The sequence below is a fragment of the Microcoleus sp. PH2017_12_PCY_D_A genome, assembly GCF_020738565.1.
GTDB lineage: Bacteria > Cyanobacteriota > Cyanobacteriia > Cyanobacteriales > Microcoleaceae > Microcoleus.
In genome coordinates, this window is the sequence record NZ_JAEQCI010000097.1 from 1 (window position 1) to 6,586 (window position 6,586).

At 46.4% G+C, this 6,586-nt stretch carries 4 protein-coding genes; 2 read left to right on the forward strand and 2 right to left on the reverse strand.

What is annotated here, in order from left to right:
• Positions 1-206: 206 nt before the first annotated feature.
• Entirely contained in the window at positions 207-926 is a 720-nt protein-coding gene (locus tag JGK39_RS24720) for an HAD-IA family hydrolase (protein WP_293258251.1), read from the reverse strand.
• A gap of 283 nt (positions 927-1,209) precedes the next feature.
• Positions 1,210-2,403 (reverse strand): NAD(P)/FAD-dependent oxidoreductase, encoded by a 1,194-nt coding sequence (locus tag JGK39_RS24725; protein ID WP_293258253.1) that lies wholly within the window; start codon positions 2,401-2,403, stop codon positions 1,210-1,212.
• Between the two features lie 399 nt (positions 2,404-2,802).
• Here JGK39_RS24725 and JGK39_RS24730 point away from each other — a divergent pair, with 399 nt between their 5' ends.
• On the forward strand, positions 2,803-5,853 hold the full coding sequence (locus tag JGK39_RS24730) for a PAS domain S-box protein (RefSeq protein ID WP_293258255.1): 3,051 nt from the start codon (positions 2,803-2,805) through the stop codon (positions 5,851-5,853).
• Between the two features lie 205 nt (positions 5,854-6,058).
• Positions 6,059-6,496, forward strand: coding sequence for a DCC1-like thiol-disulfide oxidoreductase family protein (locus JGK39_RS24735; protein ID WP_293258257.1), 438 nt, complete (start codon positions 6,059-6,061; stop codon positions 6,494-6,496).
• Positions 6,497-6,586: the final 90 nt, after the last annotated feature.

Consider the following 6,586-nt stretch of genomic DNA (forward strand, 5'->3'; position numbering starts at 1 on the left):
ATCCCCCGGTTGGGAAAAAGGAAGGGTACGAACTAAGGCACCATGCTATCCCACTGTCAAAAAACGGGTTTCAAGGGCGCAAAAAGTCTTCAAGATTAGCTATTTAATCTTCTACTTTTTGAGTTTTTGAGCAACAGCTTGCCTGATCTTTAAAGGTGGCTACTTTTAGCTGCGCTCATTTTTTAGTCTAAACTACAGTTATCAGGTTAAAAGGTTAAATAATCAAGGCTGCTGCACTGTTCTAATTTCGTTTGAGTTAAAGGCCATGTGCCGGATTCTGCTTTTTCCTGTTGTCGGTTCAACCAAATTGCTTTTAAGCCGACGGATTTGGCACCGCAATAATCTGCTTTGAAGCTGTCGCCGATATGCACAACATTCTCGGCTGTGCAGTTGTGCTTTTGCAAGGCTGCGGTGAAAATTTCCGGCTGGGGTTTTGCTGCACCTACTTCGGTGGAAATTGTGACTGATGTGAAATATTCTGCTAAGTTGAGGGATTTTAATACTGGATAAAGTCGCGAATCGAAATTCGAGACTACTGCTAATTCGATTCCTTGTTGCTGCCATTTATTTAAGGCTGGGAATACGTCGGGATAGACGAACCAAGCTTCGGCGGTGGCAAAATGAGCGTAGAGTTCGGTAAAGAATTTGGGAAAGTCTGAGAATTGATTGAAAACGCCTGCTATTTGGAATGATTTTGCGCTCACTGTTTGCCACCACTCAAATTCTAGTTGGGGAATTTTTGCTGCTTCGATTCCTGGAAATGTCATCGGAGTTGCTGAGGCGAAGCTTTGGTAAAATGCTGCATTTAAGTCTTCACTCTTAACTGTTACTCCGAAGTTTTTGGCTAGTTGTGCGTAGACTTCGCCGACGCTGTCGCGAAGGTCAAAGAGTGTTCCGGCGGCATCTAAAAAGATAATTTTTGTCATTGGTTAGAATGAATTTGAAAACGAGTAATAGAAGACCGGGCGAAGGTCCTTCGCGTCTACACAAACGAAACCTGCGGAGGCAGGTTGAAGAATAAGACCTAGAATAAGACCGGGCGAAGGTCCTTCGCGTAAGGTCCTTCGCGTCTACACAAACGAAACCTGCGGAGGCAGGTTGAAGAATAAGAATAAGACGGGGCGAATAGAATTAAGTTATTTTTTTGAGTCCGCGCACCATCCGGACATCGTTTGTATAGACGTGAATTCTATTCGCCGTGTGCATCTATTACTTTTTCAACAGTTCTTGAATTGGTTGGCTAATCCAGTTGAAACCAACTTTGAGTTGGTGTTCAAATGTTGGCATTCGATAGAGATAGGCTAGGCGGCGTGCAATGTGTGCTAGTTGTCCGTCGAGTTTGATTCCTAAACCTGTGAGGGTGGCTTCGTCTATTCCTAATGTCATCATTTCTCCTAGCGGCTGGTACCGGAAAGGTAGTAATGGTCGATCGCTCAAAGAGGCCCATAGGTTCCAGGCAGTGTAGTCAGCTTGCTGGAATGCTGTTTGGGCTGTTCCGGGGACTTTTTGACCTGTGGCGTCGTGACATTCGGCTAAGTCTCCTAAGGCAAATATGTCTGGATGGTCGATGATTTGCATCTGGGAGTTAACTATTAGTTGACCGCGGCGGTTTTGTTTGAGGGGGAGCGATCGCACTGCTTGACTGACTTGGGTTCCTACTGTCCACAATACTATGTCTACGGGGAGAACGTCTAGTTGTCCTTTGTAGAGTAAGGATATGGTGTCGGATTCGATCGCCTCTACGGCTGTTTCTAAGTCGATCCAGACTTTGCGTTTTTCTAATGCTTTGTTGGCGGCTTCGCGGTTGAACTCGGGTGATGTCCGCAAAATTGTGTCGCCTTGTTCGATTAATCGGACGCGACCTTTTTCTCCGAGTCGATCGGCTAATTTACAAGCTAATTCTACTCCCGAATAACCGGCGCCGACGATCGCAATCCGAATTTTATCGGTGTTGCTGGCTTCGAGAAACCGCAGTCTTTCTTCCAAGCGGTAGGCGTCGTCGAGGCTGCGGAACGAGTAAGCGTATTCAACGGCTCCTTTGACCATATCTAGGGGAGTTTCGCCGCCTAAAGCTAAAACGAGGCGATCGCACGGAATTTCTGGCCCGTCGTGCAACTGCACTCCCTTGGACTCCACGTCGATGCCGGAGACAGTGCCTTGACAAAAGCGCACGCCTGTGTTTTGCAAGAGTTCGGCAAAGGGCGGGGCGATTTCCCAGGTTTGGAGTTCGCCGGTGAGGAGCTCGTACAGCAGGGGAACGAACAAAAATCGATCGCGCCGATCGACTAGGACTATTTCGGGTTTTTCGCTTTTGGAGAAGGGTAACTGACTCAAGCGCAGGGCTGTGTGGAGTCCGCCGAAGCCTCCGCCGAGAATGCAAATCCGGGGTTGTTGTTGAGCCATGGTTTTTGTTTGAGGGCGAGCGATCGCAAGGCAACTTATCTTATTGTAACGAGAGTGGAGGATTGGGGGAGCGGGAGATGGGGAGATGGGGAGATGGGGAGAGGGGGAGAGGGGGAGAGGGGGAGATGGGGAGATGGGGAGAGTCGGAAAAATCTTCCCTCAACATCCATCCGTTACATCCGTTGCGTAATCCGTTGCCGAACTTCCATCCATTACATCCGTTACGTAATCCGTTGCCGAACTTCCTTCTTGCTATTATCCACCCTCAAATTTTCTGAATGTTCGGACAAGTAATTTTGTACTATATTAGTTGATAGCGTATTATTTCGCCAATTAAATTCACTTTTTATACGGTCATCTACTCTAACACTTGCCCCCGCACTTACAAGTGAAAAAATCATGCAAATTTCCTCGAATTCTTGTAAACTTAAGAAGGGCGATCGCCCTAAGGAAGACGGCTCATCTTTGTTAAGCAACGAAGAACGATATAAAAATTTAGTAGCTAATATTCCCGGTGCTGTATACCGCTGCAACTGCGACTGGACTGGGCCCGACGGCGGATTAATACGGACAATGGCGTTTTTGAGCGAGGCTGTTCAAGAAATATCTGGCTATCCATCCTCAGATTTTATCAACGATCGCGTCCGTTCTTTTGCGAGCATTATCCATCCTCAAGACCGCAAAAACATGGAGGAGGCTCTCAAAAAAAGTGTAGCAACTAGAACTCCGTACATCCTGGAATACCGCATTTTTCGGGCTGACGGCGAAATTAGCTGGGTTTACGAAAAAGGCCAAGCTGTTTGTGGGGAGGGGGATGAGCCTAGAGAAAGACAAGAGGGACAAGGGGAAATTGAGGAATTTTTGTCGGGTGTGGTTTCGTCGGTTTCGCCGATCGCAAATTCTCTGTGTCAAGTTGTCTATCTCGACGGAGTGATTTTGGATATTACTGAGCGCAAGCGCGCTGAGGAAAAGCTGCGAAACACTCAAGATTTTCTGAATGCGGTACTGCAAAATCTGCCGGTTAGCGTCTTTATTAAAGATGCGGTGGAACAAAGATTTATTTATTGGAATGCTGCTAGCGAAGAATTGTTTGGCTATTCGAGCGATGAAGTATTGGGAAATAATGCTGCTGACTTGTTGGAAGCAGATCAGGCAAATTACTTGCAAGCACAAGATTTAGAAGTATTTGCTACGGGAAAAGAGGTTGATATACCAGAAGAAATAATCCAACTTCCCCACCGGGGAAAACGGATTTTGCACACAAAAAAAGTTCCTTTGTTTGACGCAGATGGCGCGCCTAAGTACATTCTGGGTATTTCTCAAGATATTACCGAAAGCAAAAAAACTGAAACAGAATTGTCGCGCTTGGCCATCGTGGCTCAAAAAACGCAAAATGGTGTGGTTATTACTGATGCTCGAGGCTGCATTGAATGGGTGAATGAAGCATTTACTCGGATTAGCGGTTACGTGTTAGAAGAAATGCTGGGAAAAAAACCGGGTGATGTGCTGCAAGGTCCTCAAACAGATCCGGTAACTATTGCTAAATTGCGATCGGCTTTGGATACAGGCGAGCCGTTTAATCAGGAAATTTACAATTACAGGAAGGATGGAAAGGGTTATTGGGTGGCGCTTTCGATCGCTCCGATTTATCTAGAAACCGGGGAACTTGAAGGTTTTATTGCGGTGGAAACTGATATTACCGATCGCAAACAAGCTACTGAATCTGTCAGGGAAAGCGAGAGTTATTACCGCTGCATCGTCGAAACTGCTTCGGAGGGCGTTTGGATGTTTGACGCCGACAGCAACACGACTTTTGCGAACTGTCGGATGGCCGAAATGCTGGGGTATACTGTGGAGGAAATGCTGGGGCGATCGCTATTTGAGTTTATTGACGACGAGGCTCGGGAAATAGCCGAAAGTTACGTGCAGCGCAGGCGAGAAGGCATTCGCGAACGCCACGATTTTCAGTTTACCCGCAAAGATGGCTCTCACTTGTGGGCGATCGTCTCAGCAACGCCAATGTTCGACGCTGAGGGCGAATTTGCGGGGGTTTTGCGGATGATTACCGATATTAGCGATCGCAAACAAGCCGAAGCAGAATTGCGTCACACTCTCCAAGAATTGGAATTTGAAAAATTTGCCTTAGATCAATCGGCGATTGTCTCGAATACCGACGAATTCGGCGCCATTACCTATGTCAACGACCAATTTTGCGAATTTTTCAAATATTCTCGGGAAGAACTGCTCGGAAACACTCATAGACTTGTTAATTCCGGCTATCATGCAGCCGATTTTTTCAAGCAGCTTTGGTCAACAATCCGCCAGGGAAATGTTTGGCGGGGAGAAATGAAAAATCAAGCTAAAGACGGCACATTATTCTGGTTGGATACTACAATTGTGCCTTTCTTAAATTCTCGGGGAGAACCCCATCAATATGTAGCAATTCGCAAGGATATTACCGATCGCAAACAAGCAGAAGAAGCGGTGCGCCTGTCCGAAAGTCAATTGAGGACTAAAAATGAAGAATTAGCGAAAGCCCTGCGGGACGTGCATAAAACTCAAAGCATGATGGTTCAAAATGAAAAAATGGTAAGTTTGGGGCAATTAGTAGCTGGCGTCGCTCACGAAATAAACAATCCCGTTAGCTTCATTTACGGCAACGTCATGCACGCTGACGATTACTTTCAAGACTTGCTAAAAATGCTGCAACTTTACCAGCGGGAATACCCAGAACCAACAGAAGCAATTCGAGAAGAAATAGATGATATAGATTTAAATTTCATGCTCAAAGATTTGCCAAAGCTATTAAGTTCAATGAAAATGGGAGCAGAGCGAATTCGCCAGATTGTGCTATCCCTGAAGAATTTCTCGCGATTGGATGAAGCAGAACAAAAACAGGTGGACATTCACGAAGGGATTGACAGCACTTTGTTGATTTTGCAGCACAGGTTGAAAGAAACAGCAGGACATCCGAAAATTACGCTGCTCAAAGAGTTCGGCAATTTGCCCCGCGTACAGTGTTATGCTGGACAGTTGAATCAGGTATTTATGAATATTATTGGCAATGCAATTGATGCTTTGGAAGAGGCAATGGAAACCGGACAGTGGGGCGATGGGGAACTGGCGCCTATTCCTTATTGTCCTTCGCCGACGCTGCGGATTTGTACTGAGGTAAAATACCAACAGGCTGCTGTTTCTGATGATTCTATTCGCCGTCCTTCTCATATTGTGATTCGGATTGCTGACAACGGGCCGGGGATTCCGATAGATGTTCATGAAAGGCTGTTCGATCCGTTTTTTACTACGAAAGAACCGGGTAAAGGTACTGGTTTGGGGCTGTCTATCAGCTATCAAATTGTGGTGGAAAAGCACGGCGGGCGTCTGAAGTGCAATTCCGCACCGGGCCAAGGTACGGAATTTGCGATCGAGATTCCTGTCGCTAGAAGTTAGCGGTAAAATTGGAAATTATGAGTTATAATTACATAGATGGAGACGGCGGTTGAAACCGCGTCTTGTCAAACAATGTCCGGATGGTGCGCGGACTCAAGAAGATAATGTATTTTAACCGCATTGCCTTCAACCCGCGCACCATCCGGGTTTTGCTTGTATAGAAGCTGTTTCAACCGCCCAGTTTTCTTAACTAGGGTATTGACTTATGAATTACAACGTAATTTACGACGGCAATTGCAATCTCTGCGTCACCTTGGTGCAGTTACTAGAAAATTTAGATCGAGGTCAGAACTTTGAATATATTTCCATGCAAGATTTAGAAGGATTAAAGCGGTTTGATATCACTGCTAGCGACTGCGAAATGGGGATGATTTTGATAGATAAGAATCATCCCGAAAAACGGTGGCAAGGTAGCGATGCGGCGGAGGAAATCGGGCGGATATTACCGGCGGGCGAGGTGTTTGTGGCGGCTTACCGGGCGATGCCGGGGATGAAGTGGATGGGCGATCGCGTGTACGAACAAGTGCGCGACAACCGCTATACTTTGTTTGGCAAGCGATCGACAACATACAAATCGGCTTATGCAGTGGGCTGTAGGTCGATCGACAATTGCGACAATCAAGACTTAAAATCAGGTTCGTAGTAAGGACTTCAGTCCTCTCCATCTGTGGTTCGTAGTAAGGACTTCAGTCCTCTCCATCTGTGGTTCGTAGTAAGGACTTCAGTCCTCTCC

Bases quoted from the DNA above. Each gene is read 5' to 3' on its own strand.
- JGK39_RS24725 (WP_293258253.1), bottom strand. From the start codon at position 2,403: ATGGCTCAACAACAACCCCGGATTTGCATTCTCGGCGGAGGCTTCGGC.
- JGK39_RS24735 (WP_293258257.1), top strand. From the start codon at position 6,059: ATGAATTACAACGTAATTTACGACGGCAATTGCAATCTCTGCGTCACC.
- JGK39_RS24730 (WP_293258255.1), top strand. From the start codon at position 2,803: ATGCAAATTTCCTCGAATTCTTGTAAACTTAAGAAGGGCGATCGCCCT.
- JGK39_RS24720 (WP_293258251.1), bottom strand. From the start codon at position 926: ATGACAAAAATTATCTTTTTAGATGCCGCCGGAACACTCTTTGACCTT.